The following is a 25,049-nucleotide window of genomic DNA, read 5'->3' as shown; positions in this document are numbered from 1 at the left end:
AACAGCTTCAGCGGCGGTTCATAGCTGCCCCCCCGGCCTTTGGCAAACCAGCCGAGGGCATAAGGAGGGTGCTTTACCCCCATTCACTGTTCTGCAAGAATTCATGGCAACGACATGACCGAAAACACGACGGCATGACCAATTTGTACCGTTTGGCCGACCAGAAGGCCCGACGCCGGATTGTCTCATTCGACCGGCGAGAACTGTCCCGGCTGCTGAACCTCTACAGCATGCGGGTCGCCTCCGGTGAATGGCGCGACTATGCCATCGACTTCCGGCCCGGCATGGCGATCTTCTCGATCTTTCGCCACACCGCCGAGCAGCCGCTGTTCGCCATCGCCAAGGTCCCCGGCGGGGGATCGGGTGGCGGGTATATGGTCTACAACGGGCCGCGCAAACTCGCGCACGGCGATTCGCTCGAAGACGTCCTGCGCGTCTTCGACCGCAAGCTCAAGCTGCTGCTGGGATAATCCCTGCCCTCAGTGCTTCGTCGTCGTCGCCGCGCCGATGCCAGCGCCGACCGCCGTCCCGACCAGGACGGGTGCGAGAAGCGGCCAGCCGGCCACTGCGCCGATCGCCAGACCGGCGCCGGCGCCGATGCCGCCGCCCGTCACCGCGCGCTCACCCCAAGTGTCGCCGCACGCAGCCAGCGACAGCAAAAGGGGAACGGCGCAGAGCGAAAGGACTCGGGAGCGCATTTTGGACCTCAAAAAGGAGGGAAATCGGCGCGTGGCCGTCTGTAGTAAAATTGTCTTGGCCGTTGAAGGCTTTATGAACCGATGGTCAGGGATTTCACTTCGGATGTCAATATTGCCTATTAGTTCATTGATATTTCAGGGAAATTTAACCAGATTGAGAGTAGGCAGAGGCCCCCCAGGGAATTGAGCCAACCGGCCGCCGACGGCAAGCTTACCAAGGTCCAGTCCAAAGAAACCCAGCCTCTCGATCAAGATACCAACTTCAGCCTTCGCAGCCTGATCGTCCCCCGAGTAGAACAGAACACGCCGGCCCCCTTCGGCCGTCGGATCAGTGGCAAGAAGTTCTGAGCCGAGATGGTTGAAGGCCTTTACGACGCGGCCTCCCGGCACCAGGCCGAGGAACACTTCACTCGACAGACGTCCGCCGAGATCAGCCGGCTTGAAGAGCGGTGCTTCGATCGGGTTGTTGGTATCAACCACGATGCGCCCCTTCCAATCGGGAAGACCGGCCAGCGCTTGCGGCAGTTTCGACCAGTTCACCGCGACGAACACGATGTCCTGTGCAGCCGCCTCCTCCCGCGTGCCCGCGCTGATCGAAGAGCCCAACTCGCGCACGAGTCCGTCCAGAGAAGCCGGCCCGCGGCTGTTAGCAATGATGGCCCGCAGGCCGACTCGAGCCAGGATCCGGGCGATGGCGCTGCCGATATTGCCGGCGCCGATGATACCGATGGTGCTCATGGTCATTTCTCCCTTTAGCGGTTTGCCGCAGTGATCTGACGCATCAAACCGGCGCCATCGCCGATGCCCCAGTGGTCCGTGATCTGCCCATTGCGCACCCGCATGATGTCGATCACGTCGAAAGTCGTTTCGCGGCCGGTCGGCGCCACTCCCATGAACGGGCCGCGATGCGTGCCGTGGTAGGTTTTGTGCGTGGTGACGAGATCGCCCTCGGCGATCTGGCGGTGGATTACGGCGCGCCAGTCGGGAAAGGCCGCGCGGAAACCCTGGTAGATCGCCCGCGTGCCGTCGCGATTGGGTGGGAAATCGCCGAACGGCGTATGGTCGACATAGTCGGCGGCGGACAACTGCTCGAAGAGCGCGAAGTCTCCATCCCGCTGAACCCCCTCGAGAAGACGGCGGACCGTCGCCTTGTTGGCGTCGAGTTTGGGATCGCCGGCCGACTGTGCCGCCACTGGAGCGACAGCCATACCTGCCACCAAGCCAAGGAAGAGACCGCGGCGTCCAAACTGGGCGGTATCGGGGGAAGTCCTGCTGATCATCGTCGGCACTCCGTTCGTGACGGAGCCTGTATCGCCGATCTATTCCCTTTGAGTTAGTCGGCAATATTTTGATATATTTTCAACTAATCATTGAAAATGGAAACGCTCACCAACCTCGAATCCTTTGTCCGCAGCGCCGAAACCGGCGGCTTTTCTGCCGCGGCGCGGCGCCTCTCCCTGACGCCCGCCGCGGTCAGCCGCAACGTCGCTACGCTGGAGCGAAACCTCGGCATCCGCTTGTTTCACCGCAGCACGCGCAAGCTCACGTTGACCGAAGCCGGCGAGCGCTTCCTCGACGCCATTCGTGGAAACCTCGATGCCCTGCAGAGCGCCATCGGCGCTGCTGCCGCCGACAGCGGCGAACCGTCAGGTCTCCTCAAGGTCAGCATGGCTCCCGCCTTTGGTGCCGAACATCTTCTGCCGCTGCTGCCTTCATTCTTCGCGCGCTACCCTCGCATCCGCGCGGAGTGGCACTTCGAGACTCGACAGGTCGACCTCGTTGCCGAGGGTTATGATGCGGCCATCGGCGGCGCCATCGAACTGTCGCCTGCCGTCGTGACTCGCGTCCTGGCGCCCGCGCACATCATCGCCGTCGCAGCGCCGGCCTATCTTCAGGGACGCCCCCTGCCCCTCGATCCTGGAGGTCTCTCCGCCTTCTCGGGAATCGTCATGCGTGCGCCCGGCACCGGCCGGCTGCGCCATTGGACGATGCGCAACGCGGCCGGCGAGGAAATATCTACCGCGCTCAACGAGACGCTGATCGTCAACGATCCCGCCGCGATGTGCCGTGCGGCTCTCTTGGGCTTGGGCGTTACGCTCGTGGCCGTGCCGGATGTGTTGCACCACCTGGAAGCCGGCTCGCTCGTCCGTCTTCTTCCCCAATGGTACGCCGATGCGGGCGCGATCCAGCTCTACTACGCCAGCCGCAGCCTGCTACCGGGCAAGACACGCGTCTTCGTCGACCATGTCGTCGAGAGCTTCCGCAAAAACCGGCTGGCCGAACGTTTTGCCGGCAGCCTCGGCTAACGGCCGCCGAGAGTCTCTTCGTATTGGTCGGGCTTGAAGCCCACGAGCAGCTTGCCGCCGGTCTCGAGGACGGGCCGCTTGATCATCGACGGGTTGGCCATCATCAGGGTGATCGCCTTCGCCTCGGTCAGCCCTTCCTTGTCCGCGTCGGGCAGCTTGCGGAAGGTCGTGCCGGCCCGATTGAGCAACATCTCCCAGCCGGTCTTCCTGGCCCAGCCTTCGAGGCGGCCGCGCTCGATCCCGGCCGTCTTGTAGTCATGGAAATCGTAAGCGAGGCCCTTCTTGTCGAGCCAGCCGCGCGCCTTCTTCATCGTGTCGCAGTTCTTGATCCCATAAATGACAACGGACATCGGCTGACTTTCACATGGCTGCCAGCCGCATGACCGTCTGGCCGGCGGCATCGAGCAGGAAGAGTTTGTGCTGCTGCGGGTCGATCCTGAAGCTTCGGACGGCCTCCAGGACGGACAGGAACTTGCTCTCCTGATCCATGACAGCTGGCGAGCAGGCCATGCGCGTGGTGATCATGGCGCCGAAGGTAAGGCTCGTGCCGGCGATCGTCGCCTGCCCACGCATGCGGTTGCACCCGCCGCTGCCGGTCACAGCCCCATCCGCGGCGATTTCCAGGACCGATTGCAGATTGTCGATCACCCCGCCGCTGCGAATGTCCTCCGCCAGCCAGCGCCCGACAGGCGATGACGATGCCGGCTGTGTCGGCACCTGCCCGGCGACATGCTCGACCTGGATCTCGCCGTCGTCCTTGCCGCCGGCGAAAACGGCATGGCGTGTCGTATTGATGAACAGCAGCCGGTCGCCGTCTTGAATGCGGGCCTGCAGGGCGTAAGTCCGCCGCGGCTCGATCTGCGCGGAGTCGTAGCGCAACGTGTAGGGAATGGGGCTGGCCTTCGCGTCGGTGATCCGCGCTTCGGCGATTGTCCGCGCCGGCGCGTCGGCCAACGAGACATCGAGCAGCTTGACCTCGACGACCGCGCCCGCCGGCAACATCATGCGCTCGCGGTACACGACCTTGCCGCTCAGTGTCCGGGCTTCGGCCAGGGCCTGCCCTGCCGGCATCAGCAAACCTGCCGTCAGAAGGCCAACGACAGGACGTCGTGAGATAGGCACCGACCTGAAACTCCTAGCGATCGTCGAGCGACCACCGACCGAGCGGAACATATCGATCGCGGTCAGGCAAGCTCTGGACCAAAGCGAACTCGCGGACCGTCTTCGTCTCCTGGTTCCGCGCCTCGCGAAGTAATATCGCAGGTGGCGTGAGATGGACTCCGAGGCCAGCCGCTTCCAGCGCCGCGCCGAGAGTTCGCTGAAGCGTCAACAAGCCGTCGATACCCGGTGTCGCCGCTGTCGAGACTGTTGATGCGGCTTTCATCGCCACCTCGACCGTGTCGTAGGGCAGAGCCGGAAGGCCGTCGATGCTGGCGAGCGCCAGGTTCGGAGCTACGGTGAAAAGGAGACTCGTCGTCGTGGGCACGAAATCGAAGCCGCGTTCCCCGGGGATCTGGTCGAACATACATTCACTACCGACATGGCCGCGAGGCCCCATTGCCTCGCTCGGCGTCGTTCCCATGTAGGGGGCGATTGATGACAATCAACCGGCGTTCTTTGCCATCGTCTCGACAAGATCGTTGAGCTGATCGAAGCCGGAATTGACGCCCACCACGAAGCCCATGCCGACGTGTTCGTTCCGCATCGCCACGGTGTCGAACAGAGTGCTGAAGGTGAGCAAGGTCTTGTTCCCCTTTTCCTCCAGGGTGATCGTGTGCACCATCCTGCCCGCGCCTTCGATCTCGAAGCCGTTGTCATAGACGATGCGCTGGTTGGGCACGATCTCGCGATAGGTACCGCCGAACGGCGTGTTCTGCACGCCATTGGGGCCTGTCATCGCGAAGCTGAACTTGCCGCCAACGCGGAAATCCATGTCGCACTTGGTGAGCGGCCAGCCGACCGGTCCGAACCACTTGATGACATGCTCGGGCTTACTCATCGCTTCGAACACGATGCGCGCCGGTGCATTGAGTTCACGTGTGATGACGACGGTGCGAGCGTCGATCGATTCACTTGCGCTTGCGCTTGCGGCCATGATTCTTCTCCTTGCGATGAAGTTCGCTCACATAGGCGTCGAGCCGGTCGAAGCTCTCTTCCCAGAAACGGCGGTAGTCGCCGATCCAATGCGCGGCCACTTCGAGGGGCGCTGCGTTCAGGCGCACCGGCCTGAACTGTGCCTCGCGGCCGCGTGACACCAGCCCCGCCCCTTCCAGCACCTTCAGGTGCTTGGAGATGGTCGGCTGGCTGAGATCGAATGGCTCGACCAGTTCATTGACCGTCGCCTCACCGGCCGCGAGCCGCGCCAAGATCGCGCGCCGCGTCGGATCGGCGAGAGCGGCAAAGACCAGATCGAGCTGTTGCCCGGATTGCAGCATTGTAAATTGCCTTTTGGCTATATTGCTAATTAGCAATATTATGCAACCACCGAAGCGTCAAGTGAGACGTCTCCAGATCGCTCGCTTATTCCAACTGGACCCTGGCCGCCAAAGCGCGCAGACGCCCCTCTTCCCGTGCCATGAACGCCCCGAAGGCTGCGGCATCGGCATACTCGGCCAGAACATTGCCCGCGCGCGCTTCGGACTCCTTGAACGATGGATCCGCAAGAATGTCGCGCAGCGTCGCCGACAGGCGTTCGACCACGGCCGGCGGAAGGTTCGCCGGTCCGGTGAGACCGCCCCATAGATCGGCCTCGATCCCTTTGACCAGCTTTCCCTCGTTCACCGTCGGCAGTTCGGGTGCCGTGGGATCGCGCTGCAGGGAGATCAGCCCCAGCGACTTGAGCTTGCCCTGGCGAATCAGACTGAGCGCGGAGCCCAGCGCCATTGTCGCGACCTGAACCTGTCCACCGACCAGGTCGGTCAGAAGAGGACCGCCTCCCTTGTAGGGCACGATGTCGAACTTGAAGCCAGCCGCCTCCGCGAACATGACACCACCGACGGTCTGCAGCGTTGCGAGGCCTGTGGCACCGAGTGGCACCGGCCGACCCTGCTTCTTCGCGTAGTCGATGAACTCATCGGCTGTATTGGCCGGCAGCGCCGAGTTGGCGACCAGAATGGTCGGAGCCTGGAAAATCTTGGCAATCGGCGTGAAATCCTTCGCCGAATAGCCCGCCTGTTTGAGAACGATCGGCGCCATCACCAGGTCGTTGACCGTGCCGACCAGCAGCGTGTAACCGTCGGGACGCGCACGCAGCACCTTCTGGCCGGCCAGGGTGCCGGAAGCTCCTCCAACATTGTCGACGATCACCTGCTGGCCCAGCCGTTTGCTGAGTTCCGCCCCAAGTGCGCGGCCCGCACGATCGGTCACCGCCCCCGGCGGAAATGGCACAACGAGCGTAATGGGCTTGTCCGGATAGGACTGCGCCGTTGCCGCGACAGGCGCCATACCTAGCGCCGGCAAGGAAACAAGCAAAGTGCGGCGCGATAGCCGTGGAGAGCGATCCGGCATGGCATTTCCTCTTCACCGGGAACGGTTGGTTGTGTGTCCCTTCAGCGGTTCAAATCATCGGCGAAAAGGAATAAGTAACTAATCGAATAGATGCCCTATCAATAAACATCTCTAATATCGTGAATGCCAATGCCTCTGCCCTGCGCAATCGCCTGATCGCCCGCGCGCGCATTCGTCACCTGCAGGTGCTTGTCCAGATCGCCGAACTCGGCAGCGTCAAGCGCACGGCCGAGGCGATCGGGCTGACGCAACCGGCCGTGACACACGTGCTCGCTGATCTCGAGACGCTGCTCGAATGTAAACTGTTCCTGCGCCACGCTCGGGGCATGCGCCCGACGCCAATCGGCGCGGCGTTGCTGGCGCCGGCCCGCCGCATTCTGGCGACAGTGGAAACGGGTGCCGAGCAGGTGGTGGCGATGACCGGGCGTGCCTCGGGGACCGTACGCATTGCCGCAATCTCGGCCGGGATATCCGGCGTTCTGGTGAAGGCGCTGCCGCAGTTCAGCCGCCGGCATCCCGAGATACTGATACAGGCGCGCGAAGCCGACGCTGTGCGATTGGCAGCGCTGATCGAACGCGATGAAGTGGACATCGCCCTCTGCCGCGCGCCTAGCGTGACGCCTCAAGGCTGGCGCTTCGTCCCTCTGGTCGAGGATCGCTTCGCGGTGGTGGCGGGTCCGGGTCATCCTCTTCTGAAGCGCCGCAAGGTCGGGATGGACGAACTGCGCAAGGCGAAGTGGCTGATCGCTCCGGTGCCGATGGCCGCACGTCAAGCTTTCGATCGGCTGTTCGCCGACGAGACCACCCCGCCCCGCACCAGTTCCATCGTCACCAATGTGCCCGCGCTGTTCTGGTCGATGCTGACGCGCGAACAATTGTTGTGCGTCCTTCCGGTGAGCTTCGTGAAGCAGCTCGCCGATGCCCGACAGGTCTTCGAAGTTTCTCTCGCACAGGAGTTGCCCTTCGACCCGATCGGCATGCTCCTGCGAACGACCGACGCCGGCGAAGCCGTTCGAAAGCTCGCCGGCTTCCTGGAGGCCACCGCCGCGCGCGATTAGCCGACCCAGGCTGTCTCGTCGCGAACCTCAGCCAGCGCGAGGCAGGTCCGGCGAAGGCGCGCGAGAATGTCGGCGGGAACGTGGGGACGCGCCGTCTTCGTCGTCACATCGGATGTGCGTCTCGGCGCAGCAGCCGACGCAACGTCGACGGCTCCGCATAGCCAACACGACGGGAGATTTCGTCGACCGACAGGCTGGTGGTCTGGCGCAGCATCGTAGCGACCTCCGCCCTGATCCTCTGGGCAAAGCGCACGGGAGACAGGTCGCACACCGCCTTCAGGCGACGGGCGAAGGTCCGCGGCGAGAGCCCGGCGGCAGCGGCCAGATCATCCATGGTGACCTTGCGGTCGATGTTCTTCCTCAGCCAGCTCTCCGCGCGCGCGATCCGTCCATCCTGACCGGCGAGAAACGTTATGGCCATGTAGGGTGCCTGCGAACTGCGGTGATCGAGCAGGAGATAACGCGCGCAGGCCTGCGATATGCGGACTCCGGCGAACTTCGCGATCACCGCCAGCATGAGATCCATCTGCGCCATCGCCGCCCCCGCCGTCGCTACCGGCCAGTCGGCCACGACGATCTGCTCGGTGACGAGTTCGACGTCGGGATAGCTCTGGCGAAACACCGGCGCGAGCCACCAGGTCGTCGTGGCGCGTCGGCCTTTTAGCAGGCCTGCCTCCGCCAGGATGAACGTGCTGGCGCACGATGCCACGACGATCGCGCCGGCGGCTCTGGCCGCGCGAACGAGCTTGACGGCGCGTTGGCCCATCGGGCCCACAAGGCACGCCACGAGCTCCGCCTGCGTCGTGGTGCCGAGTCCCGGAACGATCACGACGTCGCCCTCGCGGAAACGGCAGGTCGTTGTCCGCGTGACCTCGAATGTGCGGACCTCGAATGCTTCCCGCTTCCCGCTTTGGCGGCTGAAGGCGTTGGCCGTCTGCAAAGTGTCCAGGGTGATGGCAAGGCTCGACGCCAATCCCCCAGGCATGGCGAGAACGACGATTCGGATGATGGCGAAATATCCCTGAAAGATGTCTATTTCGACACTAGCGCTGAAGCTCGCCTGGGACAATCGTATGGCCTCGCAGACAAGGAGCCTGGCCGATGCCGACACGCAGCATGAAGGTGGACGATCCTCTCGACGGCTTCGCGCATCGCGAGATCACGCTTCAGGCTGTCGCGAAGACAGTCCACGTCGCGGGCTCCGGGCGGGCGGTGATCGTCATGACCGAAATGCCGGGTATCAGCCCGCACGTCGCGCGCTTCAGCCGGTGGGTCCGCGATGCCGGCTTCACCGTCTACATGCCCTCGCTGTTCGGTCGCGACGGTGCCGTGCCCAGCGCCGACGAGGGTGCTGCGATCTTCCAGCGGGCCTGTGTCAGCGCCGAGTTCCGCGCCCTCGCCGCCAACCAGTCGAGCCCGGTGACGCAGTGGCTGATGGCGCTGGCGCGGCTCGCCCATCAGGAATGCGGCGGCCCCGGTGTCGGCGCCATCGGCATGTGCTTCACCGGCAACTTCGCGCTCACGATGATGCTCGAACCCGCGGTGCTGGCGCCGGTCCTGTCGCAGCCGTCGCTGCCACTCAACGATCCGGGCGGTCTCGAGATCGCGCCCGACGATCTCCGCACCGTCAGCGATCGCCTCAAGCGCGAAGACCTCACCGTGCTGGCCTATCGCTTCGAGGGAGACCATTTCTGCCGGGCACAGCGCTTTGCGGCCTATGCCCAGGCGCTGGGCGATCGTTTCATCGGGCGCGTTCTGCCCGATGCCTCAGCCAACACTGACGTCGCGCCGTTCTTCGCACGCCACGTCCCGACACCGCACAGCGTCGTGACCGCCCATCTCATCGACGAGGCGGGCCAGCCGACAATCGCCGCGCGCGATGAAATCCTCGCCTTCTTCAAGAACCGGTTAGCGCAACCAGGTATTTGCTCAGCAGGCGATTGAGCGCCGCGCTGTCTTTCTGCGACAGTGTCGAGGTCAGCTGCAGTTGAGTGGCGACATGATCGGTCACCGCCGCGTCGATGACCGCAAATCCCTTGTCCGTCAGCGAGATGATGACACCGCGCCCGTCTTCGGGGTTCTGCGTCCTCGCGACCAGCCCCATCTTTTCGAGCTGGTCGACCCGGTTGGTCATGGTACCGGAGGTGATCATCATCGTGGCCAGCAGATCGCCCGGCGACAGGCTGTAGGGCGGCCCGGAGCGGCGCAGCGTCGCCAGGACGTCGAAGGTGGCATCGTTCAGGCCATGCGCCGCGAAGGTCTTCTCCATCTCGCGCGTGAGATGATGCGAGATGCGTCTGAGGCGGCCGATCAGGCCCATGGGGCCGACATCCAGGTCGGGCCGTTCGCGGTTCCACTGCGCAAGGATGTCGTCGACGCGATCCATGACGATTTATCTTCGGCGGATATCTTGACGTCAAGACATCGTCAACTATCTTGAGGTCAAGATAACCAGGAAAGCCCGCCGCATGCCCCGCAATGTCGATCTCCTGCTCACGGCCATCGCGCCGGCGATCTGGGGCAGCACCTACCTGGTGACGACCGAACTCCTGCCGCAGGGCTACCCGTGGACGGTGGCAATGCTGCGGGCACTGCCCGCCGGCCTCCTGATGCTCGTGATCGTTCGCCAGTTGCCTCAGGGCATCTGGTGGGGCCGTGTCCTGATTCTGGGCGCCCTCAATTTCACGATCTTCTGGTGGCTGCTGTTCGTGGCGGCCTATCGGCTGCCGGGCGGCGTGGCCGCGACCGTCGGCGCCATCCAGCCGCTGATCGTCCTCCTTCTGGCGCGCCCGCTGCTCGGATCGCCGATCCGTCCGCTCGCCATCGTCGCGGCCATCGCCGGCATGGGCGGCGTGGCGCTCCTGATCCTGACACCGCGCGCTGCCCTCGATCCGATCGGCATCGCCGCGGGCCTCGGTGGGGCGGTCTCCATGGCGTTCGGCACAGTTCTGACCCGTCGCTGGCAACCACCGGTGTCGCCGCTGACCTTCACAGCATGGCAGTTGACCGCTGGCGGAATGCTGCTGTTGCCCGTGGCATTGATCCTGGAACCCTCACTGCCTGCCCTCACCTCGGCAAACCTGGTGGGCTTCGTCTGGCTCGGCCTGATCGGCGCCGCCCTGACCTACATTCTCTGGTTCCGCGGCATTGCGCGGCTGGAACCTGCCGTGGTGTCACCCCTCGGTTTCCTGAGCCCGATGACAGCCGTCATCCTCGGCTGGTCTGTCCTCGGTCAATCCCTCGGCCCCGCACAGATCGCCGGCATGATCGTCGTGCTCGGCAGCGTGTGGCTGAGTCAGCGCGTGCAACAGGCAACACCGATGAAGAACGCCGCCAGAACAATCAGGTCCAGATCCCGCGAGTAGTACGGCGCCACGAACGATAGGCTAAAGCCCGTTGCATGTGACCAACCAGGAGAAAGCGATGTCGAGTAGCGTTGCCGGCAAGACCTACGGAACCGTCCCCGCGGACAAACGCAAGGAGATGGGTGGCCTCGAGTTCGTTCGCGGGCTCGTCGACGGGACCTTGCCTCTCAACACGATCGCCCGAACCCTGGGCTACGACGTGACGGAAGTAGAAAGCGGGCGTGTCATCGTCACGGCAGAACCGAACGACACGCACCTCAATCCTTCCGGCACCGTACACGGCGGTCTCGCGGCCACCTTGCTGGATAGCTGCATGGGGTTGGCTCTCCTGTCGACTCTCGACAAGGGCCTCAGTCAGACGACCCTGGAGTTCAAGATCTCACTCGTGCGCGCCATCACACCCGAAACGGGCCCGATCCGGGCGGAAGGCGTCGTGCTGACCCGAGGTCGTCGTGTCGGCACCGCCGAGGGCCGGATCACGGACAGCGCTGGCCGCCTGCTCGCCCACGGCACGACCACATGCCTGGTACTCGAGTGATGGTCTGATACCGAACGTTACTTCCGACGCTGCGGGTAGATCGTCTCGCCGCGCTTCAGCATCGCGACGAAGGTCTCGATCTTCTTCTTTCGTCCGGCTTCGGTCTTCATGTTGTGGGTGCGGAAGGCGAGCGCAAAGCGGTTCTGCGCGCTGAGCGTGGCCAGCATCGCCTTGGCCGTGGGTTCGGCGTCGATCGCGGCCTGGAGATCGTCGGGGATCTTCATATCTTTGCCGCTCTTGTAGGCGCGCGCCCAACGTCCGTCGCCCTTGGCCGCCTCAACTTCACGAAGCCCGTGCGCGGTCATTCGGCCGTCCTCGATCAGCCGGGCGACATTGTCGACGTTGATCTGGCTCCACGTGCCCTTCTTTCCACGCGGCGAGTAGCGCTGCAGAAAGCTCTCGTCGTCGAAGCCCTTGCGCAGCCCGTCGATCCAGCCCCAGCAGAGCACGACGTCGATGGCTTCCTTGGGTGTGATGGATTTTAGCCCCGATCCCACCTTGTGAATCTTGATCCAGACCTCATCTTGTTTGTCGTGGTTCTTGCCGAGCCATTTGTAGAAGCTGTCGGCATCCTTGAACGTGCGGACTTTGTCGGGATCAACCTGCATGGAACAATTTTCTTGGATAGCCGTGCATCATGCGCCAGCTTAGAATAGTTGTTCAGCCCTCGTCGCCTTCGTTTTGGTACAAGCGTTGATACGTGAATTTGTCACTCGCCTTCGGGCGACACTTCTCACGCGAACGATTGCCGGCATCGGGGGATTTGCCGCAATTGCGCTGAGCTTGAGTCTCGCAGTGCTGGAGGCGCGCCCAACACCACCGCCCAGCATTGCCACCGGCCAATCCGTCGACGCGGGCCAATGGGCCATCGAGATCGAGGCGATCGATGCCGGTACGACCTTACCGGACGGGCGACGGACTACAGCTGGCCGTGGTGCTTTGATGCTGACCGCCAAGCTCACCAACCGGACGGGGACCTCGACCAGTGACTTCCTTCAGGCGATCAAGCTCGCGCACCCTGTTCCCGGCATCGACGACAAGCCGACCGTCTACCTGCTGCGCGACCGCACCTATCTGCGGCAGCTCCATCCGGGCCTGGCCGAGAGGGTCACTTACGTCTGGACCTATCCGCTCACGGCAAAGCTGCCGCAGAAGGCGCGGTTCGAGCTCATCGCCCGCAAGTACAAGCCGCGTGACAATCTCTATGCCGCCTCCGGCTGGTTCAATCCCAGCGTGGTCGGCACGATAGAATTGCCGCTCGCCGCCGACTCCGCTTCGCTGATTCCTGCCACCCAATGATCGCAATCATCGGCAAAGCCGCCGCGGTGGTCGCGGCGTTCTTCGTTCTCTGGCTGATGCGGTCGACGACGCCGAGCTACGACGAGCTGACCGGACCCATTCCGTTCGGTGCCGCCGCCGACAATATCGCAGTCGACGCCGGCAAGCCCCTGCTCGCCAAGACGATACGCTTCAAAGCCACCAATAGACCTACAGAGCGAAGCACCGACGGTGTCTGGCTGATCATTCCTGTTCGCGTCAGGGCAGCACAGGAAAGCGCGCGTCTGCTTGGAGCCGCTTGGCAGGCGCAGGACGGCAAGCGTTACGCGTCCAGCCTCCGGGTCGAGGACGCCGATGTGAGCCTGCCCGGCAAAGGCATACAGCCTGGCCTCGAACGCAAGAGCCTGCTCGTCTTCGAAGTGCCCGAAGAGGCCGCCCGTAGCGGCACTCTGCTGCTGTCCGAAGCGGCCTTCCCGCGCCTCACCGCACAGCTTCATATCGCCTATCCCGCGCTACCGTTCGTCGTCCCCTCCCTCTCGCTCGACCTGGACAAGATCCATGGCGAACACTGAAGCCACCCTGAGCGATCGACCTACACCGGGCGAGCGGCGCGGCCGCTGGCTCGCCGCGCTCTCGCTTCTCCTGCTCGTGCCGGCAGCGATGGCGGTGGTCGGCTGGTCCGATGCCGTCGAGCTTCGTCGCAAGCTCGAATGGAATGCCATCGATGTCGCGGCGGGTCAGCGCATCGAGTTCAACGGCGCACGCATCGCGCTGGCGGCGCTCGACGTCCTGCCGTCGACGACTGGCCTGCCGGCCGACCGCACCTTCGCGCGGCTGCGACTCGACGTCGAGGCTTCCGGTCCCGCCAGCCAGGACTGGCTCGATTGCCGGATCTTCCTCGTCGATTCGCAGGGTAGACGCTGGGAGGCGATCAACTTCGCGCCCACCGCGCTCGAACGGCAGTTCAAGAAACCTGGCGAAAGCGCCGCGTCGCGCTGCTCGACGCTCGCAGTAGGCACGCATCAGGCAGGGACAAAGCTGGTGATCGACGCCTATTTCCTCGTTCCGCGCGACGCGACCTCATCGCTGCGTCCGACCCTGAGTGCCATGGGCGCGCGGCCGGACTACCTTCGCTTCACGCCGGAGACCAAGCCATGACCGGCTCGACGGTACGTGGCGGCTACGGCGCGTTCGGCCTCGTCGCCGATACCGGCAGGCTGTGGTTCCGCTTCCTGCCTCAGTTGCTCGCGATCGCATTGCTCGGCGTGATCGCGCGCGCGTTGCTGCTGCGAGGCGCCGTCGAACTGGGCTTCCTCAATCATCTCGCCGGGCTCATCTCGCTCACCGTCGTCGTGCTGGTGAAGCTGGTCGTGGTCGTGGCGCTGTTCGAAGTCCTGCGCCCTGCTTTGCCCGCGATGAAACACGCCGCGACCAGTGGCGAAGAGACACCGGCTGCGGACACCACCAAGGAGCCCGCGGCCGATGCACTGCGTCCGCCCTCGCGCACAGCCCGCGTGGCCACCATCCTGTCCCTCGCGCTGGTGCCGTTCTTTGCCTACTACGCCGCTTGGGGTTTCCTGGGCGACACCATCCGTGACTATTCACGCCTGGGGCTCTCGCTCGATCCCTTCGGCACGCACGGCATGCTGCTCAACGTTTCCGGCGGCTGGTGGCTGATCCTGTCGGTCGCCCTGCTCTGGGCGCTCCGCCGCTTCGCCAAGGCGCGCGGCAAGAAGAGCACGAACAGCCTGTGGAACCTGCTGATCGTGATGTGCGAGGCGGGCTGGGCATTCATCGGCCTCTACGTCATCTCCGAATGGAAGGGCGGGCTAATGGCCTGGCTCGCCTCGCACGGGATCGGCGATCTCGCCAGCAATGCCGCGTCTCAGTTTGGCCCCCTGGTCAGCGTTGCCCATGCTGCGGGCAGTTCCGTTCCCGTCGAGCAGACGCCGCCCGGCCTGATGACGACTGTGACCCAGCTCTTCTTCTATGCCCTCCTGCCCGTCGTCTGGCTAACGATCGCGGCCCTGATCTATCGCTACGACGTGCACCGACTGAACGATGCCGAGCTGACGGCCGGATCGCCGAAGCTCGAACGCCTGCTCCTGCGCTATCGCGGCCTGCCGAAATCCCTGCGCGATTTCTTCGAGCACTTCTGGACAGGCACGGCCAAACGCTACTGGGCGCTGGCGAGCAGCGTGCGGCTCACTTTCGCCTCGGGCCTGCTTGCCCTGCTCAGCCTGATCGTCCTCTATCGCGCCATCGACTGGGCTTCGGCCTGGGCCTGGCTCGCCCTCACCCGCCTAATCGGCCCGCATTCGCTGCCGGTCTGGGAGACCATCGCGGGCCAGATCAGCCTCCTGTTCGGCTCACCCAGCTATCCCGGCGACGGCATCCTGCCGATGACCTTGAAAATCTGCCTGCTCGCCGCCGCCCTCGAACGCTCCTTCGCCGCCGGCCGAAAATGGCAACCGCTCGGCCGATAACGTAGTAAGGAATCAGCGCGGCTTTGCCCCGATGACGATCCGGATGGGAGCATCCGTCGCGGCTGGCGTTTGCGGGCCGTTGAGCGCACCACGAAACCGATGCCAGCCCGCCGGCCAGTCGCCCTTCGTTGCGTTGAAGCCGGCCGAGCGCAGGGCTTCCACGAGAGCAGACGCGGCCTCATTCGTTGCCGCGTCGCTGCCTTCCTTGAGAAGCACGGTCACGCCGAAGAGTCCCGCCACGCCCGTCCACGTCCAGGTCTGCGGCTCCCAGCCAGCGTCGCTGAGATCGGTGGAGATCGTCGAGCCGACGGCCGGCGCGTCGGATACCTGATCGAGGACAAACACCGCGGCTTTGGTGCCGGCATATTTCCGCAGGCTCGCGACGATCGGGGAGGATTGCGCCGCCGGCGAGGGCTGCGCGTCGGGCCTGGCCGCGGCGCTTTCGGGAGTGCCCTCCTTACCCTTCTCTGGGGCGGCCGGGCGTTGTGCTTCAGCTACGCTCCCCTGGGTCGAATCCGTCGCGCGCGCGGTTGCCTCCCGAACGAGCTTCCCGAGATCGGCAATTCGCTTCTGCATCTCCGCCGCATCGAGCTGCGGCGTCTGCGCCTTCTCGCTGGCGGCCGCGCTCTCGCGAGCCGCTCGTGCTGCCCGCTCGTTGGCTTCGCGGGCTGCCAGTTCGAGGGCCGCCGCGCGCTCGCGTGCCGTGGAGGCTTCCTGTTCGAGCGCCACGGTCCGCTCGCGCGCCGCAGACATTTCCTGTTCAAGGGCCACGCTCCGCCCCCGTGCCGTGGAGACTTCCTGCTCGAGCGCTGCCGCCCGCTCGCGCGCCGTGGTGACATCCTGCTCGAGTCGCGCGGCGTGGCTTTCCACGCCCTTGTAGCGATCGACGGTGGCGTGCTCGTGGGCGCGCACGGCAGCGCTGTACCTGAACGACAGCCACGTCGTGACGCCGAGCGCCGCAACGGCCATGATGGTGGCGACGAGGCTCACGATCATGGCTCTGTCCATGAACGCCGCCCATCCCCGAAGCTGATCGATATCCATGCTCATTAGCTTGTTGGAGCGCATTCCAGGGACGGTGATCGTCATCGTGCTCTGCCTATGCGCGTTGTGATCGAGGGGGCAATATATCGCTTTGCCATTGTGAACCGCTGACTCTTAATCAGCGGGTGTGGACAGACCAGTCGACGAATCGTCGCCTGGTGGGCAGCTGTGATAAATTTGTGGCCGGATCGGCGTCTACACTGAAGACCGAGCCATCGATCCGGGTTTCGAGTGGTTCAGGCGCCAGTCGCTGGGGCTTTCACCCGACCAGGCATGGAAGGCGCGTGTGAAATTGCCGATGCTCGAATAGAGAAGCGTGGCCGCTACCTCCGAGATCGGCAAAGGAGTGTTCGCCAGGAGATCGCACGCGATCCTGTAGCGCTCCTCCTTCAGGAGCTCGAACACCGACGTGCTCTCACCGGCCAGGCGGCGGTTGAGAGTCCGAGGGTGAAGTCCGACGCTCGCCGCGACCGCCTGTACCGACACCTCCCCGCGCGCCAGGCACGACACCAGGGCACGCCGCGCCATCGTAGCGGCGGGCAGGCGATGTCGCTGGGCAACGACCGCCAGCTCGCGCTCGAGCAGCCTTCGTTTTGTCGGATTGGCGCCGTGGACGCGTTGCTTCAGCCACGCGGCCGGAAAGACAATGGCATTGTGCTCCCGGCCGAACTGCACGGGCGCACCGAAGAACTTGGAATAGGGCTCGCGGCTGACGGGCGCCCGACGAGCCAGCAGGATTTCCACCGGTGCCCAGCCAGGCCCGCACAGGGTGCGCACCGCCATGCAGGCAATAGCCATTCCCAGATCGATCGAAGGATCGGTGTCGCCATCGGCGTCGACGACAAGCCTCAGCACGAGCTCGGCCAGGTCGGACGTCGTGGTCAGGACGGGAATGAAGGCATGCCCATTGAGATGAAGGTTGAGGATCAGTCCGCGCAGGCCGCTGCCGACGTCGCCGGCGTTCCGCGCCACCCGGCCGACGATGCCGAGATCTTCTATCCGGACGCTTTGACCGCAGAGCAATCCGAAGTGGGGGCAGTTGGTGCGCTCCATCGCCAGCGCCAGAAGCCGGACGGCCTTGTCCAGGCGCACCCCATTCCCCGCATCGTCGAATGTGGTCGGTTGCAGCCCGATCTCATCGAGCAGTGGGCCGAGCGCGAGGCCGAAAGCACCGAGAGCGCCAGACAGCCCCATGAGCGGGCCCGCACGGACCGTCCCCACCTGGACTATGTTGAAGGCTTCTTCGACGGTGGGGCTGCGCATCAACGGCGTCATGAACGATCGGCTAGGTCGAGAAATACGAAATCGACGCGAATGTGACCAGCACCAAGTCACGAACTCATCACCGGGAAATCCACGCCCTTTGTCGCGAAATGCGAAAAGGCCAACTCTCCCGGCGTCTAGGGTGCCGGCCCGATCTCGCTTCGCCCCGGCACGGCGCGTTGGCAAGGCCGGGCTTCGCAGCGGGAGTGTACTTTGGGACGAGGACAAGCGCGTGTGCCGCACCGGATCCTGGTTGGAGTGTGGAGCGCACTTGTCGGCGTGAGCCTCGGCGTCCGGCCAGTGGCCGCCGAAGAAGCAAGGGAGAGCGCCTCCTCGATGGCAGGCGACCCGGATCCTTGGCGTTTCGAAGCAGCCGCCTATGGCTGGCTGATGAGCGCATCGGGCTCCATGACGGCCAAGGGTCAGATCGTGGATTTCGACGCGAGCTTCATCCAGCTCCTGCAGAAAAGCGCTTCGTTGATCGGCTACATGGGCTACTTCGAGGCCGGCAAGGGCCGGGTCGGAGTCTATGCCGACCTGGTCTTCGCCAAACTCGGCTTCACCAACACGACGCTGAGCGATCGTAACCCCGTTGCCGGGCTGAAACTCAGCACCACGGCAAATGCCGCCCTGACCTACTCAATGACGATCATCGAGACCGGTGGTTTGTACGAGCTGCATCGCTGGAACGGTAGCGAAGGATCCTCGACCGCGCTGGACGGCTTGCTGGGGCTTCGCATCTGGAATCAGTCGGCGGACGCCAACTATGACGTCATAGGCACGGTCGATTTCAGCCGGCTCGGGTTCCAGCGCGGCATTGGCTTTTCGACGGCCGGGACAGGCAACCTGACTTGGGTCGATCCCGTCGTCGGGCTGCGTCTGCGCCATCAGTTCACGCCCGCGCAAAAGATCGTGCTGCGCGGCGACATCGGCGGCTTCGGCCTGCAGAGTTCCCTCACCTGGCAAGCAACGGCCATCTACAGCTACGCGTGGCAGCTCCCGGGCTATCAGCTCGTCGGCGGCGTGGGATATCGCGCGCTCGGCTTCAACTACTCGACCGGCTCGGGCAATGCCGTGAGCGCGATCGACATGGTGCTGCACGGTCCGATCATCGGTGCCGCCATTCGGTTCTAGACGTTTCGTTTCAAGAAGGAGCATTCGCATGTCACTCACTCGCCGGTCCGTCGCCCTGGGGTCGCTCGGCCTTCTCTCTTCCGGCCTTGTCGCACCCTTGCGCGCACAGCATTCCGACTTCTCCCACGTACCGGAACGCTCCGAGGCGCTCGGCACGGCGATCAACGCATATGTCTACGGCTATCCCCTCGTGACGATGGAGTTCACGCGCCGCGTGCTGACCAACGTGGCGAAGGCCGACGGCAGGAAGGCCCCGATGGGCCAGTTCATCAGGATGCGCGAATACCCGAACGCATCGTTCAGGGACGTCACGGCGCCCAACGCCGATACGCTCTACACGACCGCGTTCTTCGATGTCGGCGCCGAACCCTGGGTGCTCAGCATTCCCGACATGAAAGACCGCTACTTCCTGATGCCGATGCTCGACGGCTGGACCAACGTGTTCCAGGTGCCCGGCAAACGCACCACCGGCACGGCGGCGCAGACCTACGCGATTACCGGACCGGGTTGGAAGGGTACCCTGCCGGCCGGCGTCACCGAGTACAAGTCGCCGACCAGCATGGTGTGGCTGCTGGGCCGCATCTACTGCACCGGTACGCCGGAGGACTACGCTGCCGTTCACGCCGTGCAGGATCAGATGAAGCTCGTGCCGCTCAGCGCCTACGGCAAGCCCTACACGCCGCCGGAAGGCAAGGTCGATCCCGCCATCGACATGAAGACGGCCGTGCGCGACCAGGTGAACCGGCTCGATGCGACCGAGTACTTCACCTTGCTGGCCGAGCTGATGAAGTCGAACCCACCAGCGGCAGCCGATGCGCCCGTCCTCGCGAGCTTCGCCCGCATCGGTCTCGAGCCGGGCCGGTTCGATCCAACGAAGCTCGCCTCCGATCTCGCCAAGCGCGTGCCCGAGCTCGGATTCGAGCAGATCATGCTCCAGTACAAGACCAACAAGGACATGAAGCTGATCGAGGGTTGGAGCTACACGACCAAGACCGGTCTCTATGGTACCGACTATCTGATGCGCGCTCTGATCACGGCGATCGGCCTCGGCGCGAACCGTCCGCAGGATGCCGTGTACCCGGTATCTCGCGCGGACGCGACCGGCGGCGGGTATAACGGCGCCCACCGCTACACCCTGACCTTCCCGAAGGGTCACCTGCCGCCAGCACAGGGCTTCTGGTCACTGACCATGTACGACAAGGACTATTTCTTCGTTGCCAACTCGCTCAACCGCTACTCCATCAGCGCCCGTCAGAACCTGAAGCCCAATGCCGACGGATCGGTGACGCTTCACCTCCAGAAGGACTCGCCGGGCGCGGCGCTGGAATCGAACTGGCTGCCCGCTCCTGCCGGCGAGTTCTCTCTCATGCTGAGGCTCTACTGGCCGAGCGAAAAGGACCCGTCGATCCTCGACGGCTCCTGGACCGCCCCGCCTGTGAAGAAGGCAGGCTGAACGGCGGAGGCCGCGGTCTCGGCCACGACTTAGGTGAGCGGCTTGGCGGCACGGCTCGGCCGCAAATAGCCCACGATCAGCCGAGTGACCTCGTCGACAAACCGGTCCCGGTCGCCTTTCAGCGTAACGGGCTTGTTGATGACGAAGTCATGGGTCAGGGCTTCGACGATGGTCACGCAGATGGAGGTCGCGGAATCGAGGTCCCGGACCGAGATTTCGTGACGGCGCTGTTCCAGATAGGCCCTGACCAACAGGAAGGTTTCGCCCTGGAGTGCCTCAATCTTGGCCAGCTGGCCCATGCGCGGAACCTGCTCGGCGAAAATGCGATGCAAGGCGGAATCGACCAGATGGGCGTCGACCGCCGCCCGCACCAGTTCGCGGATCGCCGTTGCGAGGTCGAGTGACGCTACTTCCTTGAGCGCATTGCGCAGCAGCTCAAGCATTTCCCGGTTGTGGCGCGAGACGAGCGCCGCCACGAGCGCCTCTTTGTTCGGAAAGTACTGGTAGAGCGAGCCGACGCTCACGCCGGCCGTCGCGGCGATCCGGTTGGTGCTGGCACGGTCGTATCCTTCCCTCGTGAGAACGCGAGCGGTTGCGTCCAGCAGCGCCTCGACCGTCGCCTGGGATCGCTTCTGCGATGCCGATTTTCGCGGGGTCGTTGGGACTGAGCGCGCCATGGAGCCTCATCCGCCAATGCGAGTAGACAATGCGAGTCATAGCTCGCAAATTTACCGCAGGCAACGTCCTCCTCTTTTCATGCACGGATGAAAGGCACCGCGATGTTCACCCTCCCTTATCGCACCTTGATGCACTACAAGCGCTGGGCGACGAACGGACTGAACTCGGTCATTGCCGAAAACCTCGACCGAATTGCCGCGGACGAACAAGTTCTGGTCCTGCGGCTGCTCGACCACATCCAGGCCGTCGACGAGATCTTCAGCCACAATCTCGAAGCGCGCCCTCACGGCTACAGGGCAGCTCGCTCGGTCGAGCTTTCCTCCTTCGACCTGCTGGCGAACAAGGCCCGCTCGACGGGCGACTGGTATGCCGATTATGCCGATACCCTCCTGCCGGAAGAGGTGGATGAGGTGATTGCCTTCTCCTTCTCGAACGGTGCGCCCGCCAGCATGACGCGCGGAGAGATACTGCTGCACGTCGCCATGCACGCCGCCGGCCATCGCGGCCAGATCGCGCTCCTGCTGCAGAAGAACGCCATCCAGCCCTGGCCGGATCGGATCACAGACTTCCTGAAAGCCGAGGATGCCAGCCCGCAACGGCATGCTAACGCGATGGCATGAGGCCGAGCTGACTCATGATCGACAGGCTATCCATCAAGTTCCAGGTCTGGACGATCAGGCCCTCCTCGTTGAAGCGATGAAGATCCCAGAAGGTCGTTTCGATGGTCTTGTGGGTGGCGGGAACGCCCATCACCGGCTTGGAATGTGTCGCGGTCGTGATGCTCCGCCCCATGACCCAGTCATCCTCGGCGAGGGCATTCTCCACCACGATCCGGATGTCCGGCCACGTCGCAAAGCTCTCCTCGAAGAACTTGCGAATCTGTTCTCTGCCGCGCGGCATCGGCTTCGACATGATTTGATGGTCGGGCGCGTAATGGGCGATGCACGCGTCGAGATCGCGCGCGTTGTACGCGTCCTTGGCCCGAAGATAGTTCTGCCTGTTCCTCTGCGCGACGGAATGGGTTTGACGCTGGTTCATGGCTGATCCCGTGTTGTTGCACTCGCGGCTTCTCAGCGAGGTTACCTTAGGTTGACCAGCGGGCCGTAGTGCACGTTTGTTCAACGCGACGGCGCAGAACGTGGATAGGATTTGTCTGCGTACAGGGGAGAGAGCAGATGCCCGTCGCCAGACAGATCGAACGACCGCCAACACTCGAAGCACTGTTTCAGCGTTATCATGTCAGTTGGGAAACACGAGATCCGGAGCTGATTGCGTCCCTCCATTCGGAAGACACGGTCTTCTGGGTCCATGACGGATCGGAGCCAGTGAAGGGTCGCGAGGCGCTGCGCCAGCATTGCATCGGGCTGTTCGCCGCGCTCGACTTTTCCCTGGAGAAAGGCCGATTGCTGTATGGCGACGACCACTGGGTCTTCGAATGGACGATGGTTCTGGCGCTTGCAGAACCCAACGGCACCCTCTTCTCGGCGCGTGTCGAGATGCTCGATGTGGTCACGGTCAATGCGGCCGGCGGGGTCACACGCAAGGACGTCTATGTGAACAGCCAGCAATCCCGGGCAGCCTTCGCCAGGGCCGGAATCGAAAGATAGCGGCAAGGACGGCCGCCTATTGCGCCAAACGCATCCGCCGGAAATAGTCGCGGCGATGCCCGATCCGCTGTCCCCTTTCCGCAATTCGCTCCTTCCGGTGGGCAGCAGGAGGCTCCTGGCGCACGCAAACCCAGTTACCTGTGTGTTGGGCGGGCGAACCGGGCCACTGCGGTTGGAGCAGAGAGGGTTGCGTGTAGAGGGCGACATCCTGCTGGTCAGGCCGGGCGTCGTGCATGCGGTCACCCTCGCCGAGCGCGGCGCCGACGTCCTCTATCTAGACGGCCTGCCGTTTCCCTTCGACGCGCCGTTGGGCGTGGTACTGAGCGGCGCGCTGGCCCGACTGGCGCGCGACGCCCTCAGCGGAGCCGTGGATGCCACGAACGAGCTTCGGGCCAGGCTGATGGTGCGCTTGGCTGCGCCGCTGGAACCGATCGCGACGGTCGTTCGGGCGATATATGCCGCCCCGATGCAGCGCATGCATCAGGGCGAGCTGGCGCACCGCCTGCACCTCGAGCGCACGCAGGCTCTGCGTTGCTTCAAGGCCACAACCGGTCAGAGCTTTCGCCAGTTCAAGTCATGGTCCGCCTTGCAATTCGCCGCGCAGCAAATGGCCGGCGGCGCGCTGGTCCGGACGGCCGCCCTGGATGCGGGCTTTGCCGACACCGCCCACCTGTCGCGCGTCTTCAGCCGTTATTTTGGCCTGACGCCTAGCGCGGCAATCGCGGGCCTTTCGCTGTAAAGCGCATCTGGCAATCGGCACCCAACGACGTCGACCAATCGGAAACGACTGGCTTGGATGATTTCCACATCAGATGCCTGAGCCTCCTTGCCAGCAACGAAGCATTGGTCACTGCTTCCGTTTAGCGCTCGATAATCCTTCGATAATTGGGCAATCGGGACGGCGATCGCCTTGGCAGCTACGGACAAGACGGCGAAGTGTGTCGCGCAACTCCGTGAGTTCCACCAGCTTGCGGTCCATCTCGGCGAGCTTTGTCTTAGCCAGCGCCTTTACATCGGCGCTCTCGCGCTCCTTGTCGTCATAGAGCGAAAGCAGTTGTCCGCACTCCTCGACCGAAAAGCCGAGACTGCGTGAACGTTGGATGAAGCGCATGCGATGCACGTCAGTCATCGAATAGTCGCGATAGCCGTTGCTGGCACGCTCAGCCGTGAGCAAGCCGATATCCTCGTAGTAGCGAATGGTCTTGGCGGGCAGTCCCGATTTCTCTGATGCAGCGCCAATATTCATCTGGCTCTCCCTAGAGTGAATTAGATAGTACGTAGTGCTTCCAGTAACTGGAAGCTCAAGTGCCTTCGTCAAGCCACTGCCTCGACACCGTCTCCCGGTGTGAAGAAGACATCGGCGTGGATGTCGGATGAGGCAACGCCGCAGCCCGCAAGCACGGAGCCAACGGCGTCGACCATGGCGGGCGGACCGGCGACATAGGCCTTGGCGCCAGCAAGATCCTGATGGTCCTGTGCCAAAGCTTCGGACACAAAGCCGCTACGCCACTCAGTCTTGGTAGCCTGCGAAAGAACCGGCACGAAGACGAGGTTCGAAAAGCGCTGCTCGAGCGCGCAAAAATGGTCAACGAGATAGAGGTCGTCTTCCGTGCGAGCGCCGAAGTAGAGGTGAATCTCCTGCCTCATGCCAGCACCAAGCGCGGTCTCGACGATCGATTTGATCGGCGCCAGCCCACTTCCGCCCGCGACAGCGACGATGATGCCGCCATGGACGTCGCGCAGATAAGCCGAGCCAGCCGGGCCTTCGATCTCGACTCTATCGTCTGCTTTCAACGATGTATGAATCAGCCCGCTGGTGCGACCTCCCGGCACGAGCCTGACATGCAGTTCGACAAGCTCGTCATCGGGCTGGCTTGCCATCGAGTAGTGGCGGGCGGGCCCTCCCCGCATGGCGAACGAGAGATATTGCCCGGCAGCGAAACGGAAGGCGGAACGGTCATCCAGTTTTAGCCAGATGGCGAGGATGTCGTGGGTCTTGCTCTCGACCGCGACGACTGTCGCCCCCTGGGCAACAGTCGGCATGGCCACATAGTCTACGTCCAGCCACTCGACAGTCACGTCAGTAGTCGGCACCGACCGGCAGGCGAGAATCAGGCCCTTGGCCTGATCCTCCTCGGTAAGGGCGAAAGGCGAGTGCTTGCCGAGTTCGACACCGCCACTGATCAACTGCGACTTGCACGAACCACAGCGACCGGAACGGCAGCCATGTGGATAGGGAACGCCGGCTTCGAGCGCTGCTTGCAGGATGGTCTGCTCTGGAGCAACGGGAATGCAGCGTCCAAGTTGGGGAAGAATAAGACGGGCCATGGTCTCCTCACGCGGCCTTGGTCAGGTCGAGTAGCGCCTCGATCTCGGGGCGCTGCACTGCAAACGTGCCGAAAAAGATATGCTTGCCGTCAATGATGGTGATGTGAGCAACACGCACACCGGTGCGGCGCTTGGCTTCCTCGGCGACCGCGGGGTCACGCAGATCGTGCTCGACGAAAGGCAGGCTCTGCGTATTCAGCCAACACTTCAGCGCCAGACAATCCGGGCAGCTTGGCGTGGTGTAGATTTCAATGCGGACCGTAGTCGACATGACAATCCTCGTGGCAGGACAGGAAAAGGGAGGAC

Annotated in this window: 34 protein-coding genes; 15 read left to right on the top strand and 19 right to left on the bottom strand. The window is 63.8% G+C overall.

Going from position 1 to position 25,049, the window contains the following annotated elements; genetic code table 11:
- Nucleotides 1-134: 134 nt before the first annotated feature.
- A complete protein-coding gene (locus tag EPO50_RS11800) occupies nt 135-470 on the top strand; it encodes a DUF2794 domain-containing protein (protein WP_296344174.1) in 336 nt (111 codons plus the stop codon).
- A gap of 9 nt (nt 471-479) precedes the next feature.
- On the opposite strand, the gene EPO50_RS11795 is transcribed toward EPO50_RS11800, so the two are convergent.
- The 3 genes from EPO50_RS11795 to EPO50_RS11785 all read right to left on the bottom strand — a co-directional run bounded on the left by EPO50_RS11795 (nt 480) and on the right by EPO50_RS11785 (nt 1,906).
- Nucleotides 480-698: a hypothetical protein gene (locus tag EPO50_RS11795; RefSeq protein WP_296344172.1), complete on the bottom strand. Its 219-nt coding sequence runs from the start codon at nt 696-698 to the stop codon at nt 480-482.
- Nucleotides 699-833: 135 nt separating this feature from the next.
- On the bottom strand, nt 834-1,436 hold the full coding sequence (locus EPO50_RS11790) for an NAD(P)-binding domain-containing protein (protein ID WP_296344170.1): 603 nt from the start codon (nt 1,434-1,436) through the stop codon (nt 834-836).
- A gap of 14 nt (nt 1,437-1,450) precedes the next feature.
- Complete coding sequence (locus EPO50_RS11785; protein WP_296344169.1) at nt 1,451-1,906, bottom strand: ester cyclase; 456 nt, start codon at nt 1,904-1,906, stop codon at nt 1,451-1,453.
- 168 nt (nt 1,907-2,074) lie between these two features.
- Here EPO50_RS11785 and EPO50_RS11780 point away from each other — a divergent pair, with 168 nt between their 5' ends.
- A complete protein-coding gene (locus EPO50_RS11780; RefSeq protein WP_296344166.1) occupies nt 2,075-3,004 on the top strand; it encodes a LysR family transcriptional regulator in 930 nt (309 codons plus the stop codon).
- Here the strand turns inward: EPO50_RS11780 and EPO50_RS11775 are convergent.
- The 6 genes from EPO50_RS11775 to EPO50_RS11750 all read right to left on the bottom strand — a co-directional run bounded on the left by EPO50_RS11775 (nt 3,001) and on the right by EPO50_RS11750 (nt 6,511).
- On the bottom strand, nt 3,001-3,354 hold the full coding sequence (locus tag EPO50_RS11775) for an ArsC family reductase (protein ID WP_296344164.1): 354 nt from the start codon (nt 3,352-3,354) through the stop codon (nt 3,001-3,003). The two genes, EPO50_RS11780 and EPO50_RS11775, sit on opposite strands and share 4 nt — an antisense overlap.
- 10 nt (nt 3,355-3,364) lie before the next feature.
- A complete protein-coding gene (locus tag EPO50_RS11770; RefSeq protein ID WP_296344161.1) occupies nt 3,365-4,126 on the bottom strand; it encodes a YbaY family lipoprotein in 762 nt (253 codons plus the stop codon).
- A 13-nt stretch (nt 4,127-4,139) separates the two neighbouring features.
- Nucleotides 4,140-4,529 (bottom strand): hypothetical protein, encoded by a 390-nt coding sequence (locus EPO50_RS11765; RefSeq protein ID WP_296344159.1) that lies wholly within the window; start codon nt 4,527-4,529, stop codon nt 4,140-4,142.
- A gap of 78 nt (nt 4,530-4,607) precedes the next feature.
- A complete protein-coding gene (locus EPO50_RS11760) occupies nt 4,608-5,099 on the bottom strand; it encodes an SRPBCC domain-containing protein (protein WP_296344157.1) in 492 nt (163 codons plus the stop codon).
- Nucleotides 5,074-5,439 (bottom strand): helix-turn-helix transcriptional regulator, encoded by a 366-nt coding sequence (locus EPO50_RS11755; protein WP_296344155.1) that lies wholly within the window; start codon nt 5,437-5,439, stop codon nt 5,074-5,076. Before EPO50_RS11755 ends, EPO50_RS11760 begins: the two co-directional genes overlap by 26 nt.
- Nucleotides 5,440-5,524: 85 nt before the next feature.
- Nucleotides 5,525-6,511 carry a tripartite tricarboxylate transporter substrate binding protein gene (locus EPO50_RS11750; protein ID WP_296344153.1) on the bottom strand — a complete coding sequence of 329 codons (987 nt, stop codon included), beginning with the start codon at nt 6,509-6,511 and terminating at the stop codon, nt 5,525-5,527.
- A 119-nt stretch (nt 6,512-6,630) separates the two neighbouring features.
- Between EPO50_RS11750 and EPO50_RS11745 the strand changes: the two genes are divergently transcribed.
- On the top strand, nt 6,631-7,569 hold the full coding sequence (locus EPO50_RS11745) for a LysR family transcriptional regulator (protein WP_296344151.1): 939 nt from the start codon (nt 6,631-6,633) through the stop codon (nt 7,567-7,569).
- A 103-nt stretch (nt 7,570-7,672) separates the two neighbouring features.
- On the opposite strand, the gene EPO50_RS11740 is transcribed toward EPO50_RS11745, so the two are convergent.
- Nucleotides 7,673-8,554 (bottom strand): GlxA family transcriptional regulator, encoded by an 882-nt coding sequence (locus EPO50_RS11740; RefSeq protein ID WP_296344149.1) that lies wholly within the window; start codon nt 8,552-8,554, stop codon nt 7,673-7,675.
- 116 nt (nt 8,555-8,670) lie between these two features.
- On the opposite strand from EPO50_RS11740, the gene EPO50_RS11735 reads away from it, so the two are divergent.
- Nucleotides 8,671-9,513, top strand: a complete 843-nt coding sequence (locus EPO50_RS11735; protein WP_296344148.1) for a dienelactone hydrolase family protein — start codon at nt 8,671-8,673, stop codon at nt 9,511-9,513.
- Here the strand turns inward: EPO50_RS11735 and EPO50_RS11730 are convergent.
- On the bottom strand, nt 9,467-9,955 hold the full coding sequence (locus EPO50_RS11730; protein ID WP_296344147.1) for a MarR family winged helix-turn-helix transcriptional regulator: 489 nt from the start codon (nt 9,953-9,955) through the stop codon (nt 9,467-9,469). The genes EPO50_RS11735 and EPO50_RS11730 overlap by 47 nt on opposite strands.
- A gap of 82 nt (nt 9,956-10,037) precedes the next feature.
- Between EPO50_RS11730 and EPO50_RS11725 the strand changes: the two genes are divergently transcribed.
- Entirely contained in the window at nt 10,038-10,934 is an 897-nt protein-coding gene (locus EPO50_RS11725) for an EamA family transporter (protein ID WP_296344145.1), read from the top strand.
- Between the two features lie 58 nt (nt 10,935-10,992).
- Nucleotides 10,993-11,472: a PaaI family thioesterase gene (locus EPO50_RS11720; RefSeq protein WP_296344143.1), complete on the top strand. Its 480-nt coding sequence runs from the start codon at nt 10,993-10,995 to the stop codon at nt 11,470-11,472.
- Nucleotides 11,473-11,489: 17 nt separating this feature from the next.
- Here the strand turns inward: EPO50_RS11720 and EPO50_RS11715 are convergent, their stop codons facing one another.
- Entirely contained in the window at nt 11,490-12,080 is a 591-nt protein-coding gene (locus tag EPO50_RS11715; protein ID WP_296344142.1) for a YdeI family protein, read from the bottom strand.
- 175 nt (nt 12,081-12,255) lie between these two features.
- On the opposite strand from EPO50_RS11715, the gene EPO50_RS11710 reads away from it, so the two are divergent.
- From EPO50_RS11710 to EPO50_RS11695, 4 genes are read left to right on the top strand one after another with little or no spacing between them, the layout of a single operon-like run.
- Complete coding sequence (locus EPO50_RS11710) at nt 12,256-12,771, top strand: hypothetical protein (RefSeq protein ID WP_296344140.1); 516 nt, start codon at nt 12,256-12,258, stop codon at nt 12,769-12,771.
- On the top strand, nt 12,768-13,322 hold the full coding sequence (locus EPO50_RS11705) for a hypothetical protein (RefSeq protein ID WP_296344137.1): 555 nt from the start codon (nt 12,768-12,770) through the stop codon (nt 13,320-13,322). Before EPO50_RS11710 ends, EPO50_RS11705 begins: the two co-directional genes overlap by 4 nt.
- Entirely contained in the window at nt 13,309-13,908 is a 600-nt protein-coding gene (locus EPO50_RS11700; RefSeq protein ID WP_296344135.1) for a hypothetical protein, read from the top strand. The genes EPO50_RS11705 and EPO50_RS11700 overlap by 14 nt, the downstream gene beginning before the upstream one ends.
- On the top strand, nt 13,905-15,236 hold the full coding sequence (locus EPO50_RS11695; protein WP_296344133.1) for a hypothetical protein: 1,332 nt from the start codon (nt 13,905-13,907) through the stop codon (nt 15,234-15,236). The genes EPO50_RS11700 and EPO50_RS11695 overlap by 4 nt, the downstream gene beginning before the upstream one ends.
- 12 nt (nt 15,237-15,248) lie before the next feature.
- Here the strand turns inward: EPO50_RS11695 and EPO50_RS11690 are convergent, their stop codons facing one another.
- Nucleotides 15,249-16,325 (bottom strand): hypothetical protein, encoded by a 1,077-nt coding sequence (locus EPO50_RS11690; RefSeq protein WP_296344131.1) that lies wholly within the window; start codon nt 16,323-16,325, stop codon nt 15,249-15,251.
- Nucleotides 16,326-16,475: 150 nt separating this feature from the next.
- Entirely contained in the window at nt 16,476-17,555 is a 1,080-nt protein-coding gene (locus EPO50_RS11685; protein ID WP_296344130.1) for an AraC family transcriptional regulator, read from the bottom strand.
- Nucleotides 17,556-17,879: 324 nt separating this feature from the next.
- Between EPO50_RS11685 and EPO50_RS11680 the strand changes: the two genes are divergently transcribed.
- Both EPO50_RS11680 and EPO50_RS11675 read left to right on the top strand, forming a co-directional pair.
- Complete coding sequence (locus EPO50_RS11680) at nt 17,880-18,677, top strand: hypothetical protein (protein ID WP_296344127.1); 798 nt, start codon at nt 17,880-17,882, stop codon at nt 18,675-18,677.
- A 28-nt stretch (nt 18,678-18,705) separates the two neighbouring features.
- Nucleotides 18,706-20,130, top strand: a complete 1,425-nt coding sequence (locus EPO50_RS11675) for a DUF1254 domain-containing protein (RefSeq protein WP_296344124.1) — start codon at nt 18,706-18,708, stop codon at nt 20,128-20,130.
- Between the two features lie 29 nt (nt 20,131-20,159).
- On the opposite strand, the gene EPO50_RS11670 is transcribed toward EPO50_RS11675, so the two are convergent.
- The gene (locus tag EPO50_RS11670) at nt 20,160-20,807 is read right to left on the bottom strand and encodes a TetR/AcrR family transcriptional regulator (protein WP_296344122.1); all 648 of its coding nucleotides are present in this window, start codon (nt 20,805-20,807) and stop codon (nt 20,160-20,162) included.
- 87 nt (nt 20,808-20,894) lie between these two features.
- Here EPO50_RS11670 and EPO50_RS11665 point away from each other — a divergent pair, with 87 nt between their 5' ends.
- Entirely contained in the window at nt 20,895-21,428 is a 534-nt protein-coding gene (locus tag EPO50_RS11665) for a DinB family protein (protein ID WP_296344120.1), read from the top strand.
- On the opposite strand, the gene EPO50_RS11660 is transcribed toward EPO50_RS11665, so the two are convergent.
- Entirely contained in the window at nt 21,412-21,846 is a 435-nt protein-coding gene (locus EPO50_RS11660; protein WP_296344118.1) for an ester cyclase, read from the bottom strand. The genes EPO50_RS11665 and EPO50_RS11660 overlap by 17 nt on opposite strands.
- Before the next feature lie 137 nt (nt 21,847-21,983).
- On the opposite strand from EPO50_RS11660, the gene EPO50_RS11655 reads away from it, so the two are divergent.
- Nucleotides 21,984-22,415 (top strand): nuclear transport factor 2 family protein, encoded by a 432-nt coding sequence (locus EPO50_RS11655; protein ID WP_296344116.1) that lies wholly within the window; start codon nt 21,984-21,986, stop codon nt 22,413-22,415.
- A 55-nt stretch (nt 22,416-22,470) separates the two neighbouring features.
- Entirely contained in the window at nt 22,471-23,154 is a 684-nt protein-coding gene (locus EPO50_RS11650) for an AraC family transcriptional regulator (protein WP_296344114.1), read from the top strand.
- A 108-nt stretch (nt 23,155-23,262) separates the two neighbouring features.
- Here EPO50_RS11650 and cueR read toward each other — a convergent pair whose 3' ends face one another.
- From cueR to EPO50_RS11635, 3 genes are all read right to left on the bottom strand, one after another.
- On the bottom strand, nt 23,263-23,661 hold the full coding sequence (gene cueR, locus EPO50_RS11645) for a Cu(I)-responsive transcriptional regulator (protein ID WP_296344112.1): 399 nt from the start codon (nt 23,659-23,661) through the stop codon (nt 23,263-23,265).
- 68 nt (nt 23,662-23,729) lie between these two features.
- Nucleotides 23,730-24,743: a 2Fe-2S iron-sulfur cluster-binding protein gene (locus EPO50_RS11640; protein WP_296344110.1), complete on the bottom strand. Its 1,014-nt coding sequence runs from the start codon at nt 24,741-24,743 to the stop codon at nt 23,730-23,732.
- 7 nt (nt 24,744-24,750) lie between these two features.
- Complete coding sequence (locus tag EPO50_RS11635; RefSeq protein ID WP_296344199.1) at nt 24,751-25,020, bottom strand: glutaredoxin; 270 nt, start codon at nt 25,018-25,020, stop codon at nt 24,751-24,753.
- Nucleotides 25,021-25,049: the final 29 nt, after the last annotated feature.

Origin of the sequence: Reyranella sp. (genome assembly GCF_004297405.1) — a bacterium.
Lineage (GTDB): Bacteria > Pseudomonadota > Alphaproteobacteria > Reyranellales > Reyranellaceae > Reyranella.
This window is presented reverse-complemented; position numbering and strand designations above follow the sequence as displayed.